Origin of the sequence: Pseudomonas sp. CM25, assembly GCF_013179705.1 — a bacterium.
In the GTDB taxonomy this organism is placed as follows: Bacteria; Pseudomonadota; Gammaproteobacteria; order Pseudomonadales; family Pseudomonadaceae; genus Aquipseudomonas.
The window spans coordinates 1-947 of sequence record NZ_JABMCW010000684.1 but is presented as its reverse complement, the minus strand read 5'-3'; the positions used below and the strand labels follow the sequence as shown (position 1 = coordinate 947).

1 protein-coding gene is annotated in these 947 nt (G+C 60.9%); it reads right to left on the bottom strand.

Going from position 1 to position 947, the window contains the following annotated elements; all coding sequences use genetic code 11:
* Window positions 1–121: 121 nt before the first annotated feature.
* Window positions 122–947: STY4528 family pathogenicity island replication protein (locus HP546_RS30685; RefSeq protein WP_172233750.1), on the bottom strand; the 826-nt coding region annotated here is incomplete at its 5' end.

Genomic DNA, 947 nt, shown 5'->3' with positions numbered 1-947 from the left:
ACGATGGGCCTAACCCTGGCCGGCGACGCGAATCATCGCGAAGGTGGTGCGGTCACATTTCCGGAACGGTGGACGTTGCTGGAATCAATGGCATCGGCATTATGTCCACCGAGTTCCAGCCCTATGTAGCCGCAGTGATCCCGCGGCAACGTTGTTTCAGTTCCTCCAGGCAGGAGAGAGCAAGTGGCGACGCAGTGTGTTGACCTTCGCGCTTCGGTCGTTCGCGGGGCGGTTCCTCTGACGCTGGCTTGGCTGGGCGTGAAGCAGGGGTTGAGGATCTCTGTTCCTCGGTACGCGCGGCCCACAGGGTGAACTCGCCCTGGCAGGCACGCTTGATCAAGCCCATCAGATAGGCGACGGGTTTTCGAATCTCACCGCGGGCGCAACGCACCGCGGCTTCATTGATCACCGCTTGTTGCTGTTCCGGCTCGAGCTGACGCATCGCCTGGGAGGCCATGCGCCGCTCGTTCGGGTTCAGCGGTAAATCCTCAGGCCATCGTGCTCGACCAAACTCCACCTGCCCCAGTACTGTACTTTTTTTGCTTTGGTCTTTCTGTACTGTACGGCCAGCGTCGGTATTCCGAACTACAGCCAAATCCGCTGCATTGCCGCAGGGTTCGGGATCTGTTGCGCCAGCCGGAGAATTCCGAACGAGGTCGAGTGCGCCAGGTTCGGAATCCTTTGTACCTGATTCATCGCTCATCAGCGGCAGAGTTTGCTGGTGGACCGGCGGCAGCGAGCCGAGCCTGTCCTTGTCGAGTTGGGCCACTTGCGGGTCGGCCTGGATCTCGGCGATTACATGCTGCGCCACGTCCCGGACGCCTTTAGTGGCATGGGAGAGATTCTGTTGCAGCAGCGCCGCGTAGCCGCTGTCCAACTCCAGTTGCTCGGCCGCGGTCAAGGGATCACCGTGCAGCACATAGACGCAACCACGCAGGCAGCCGTTG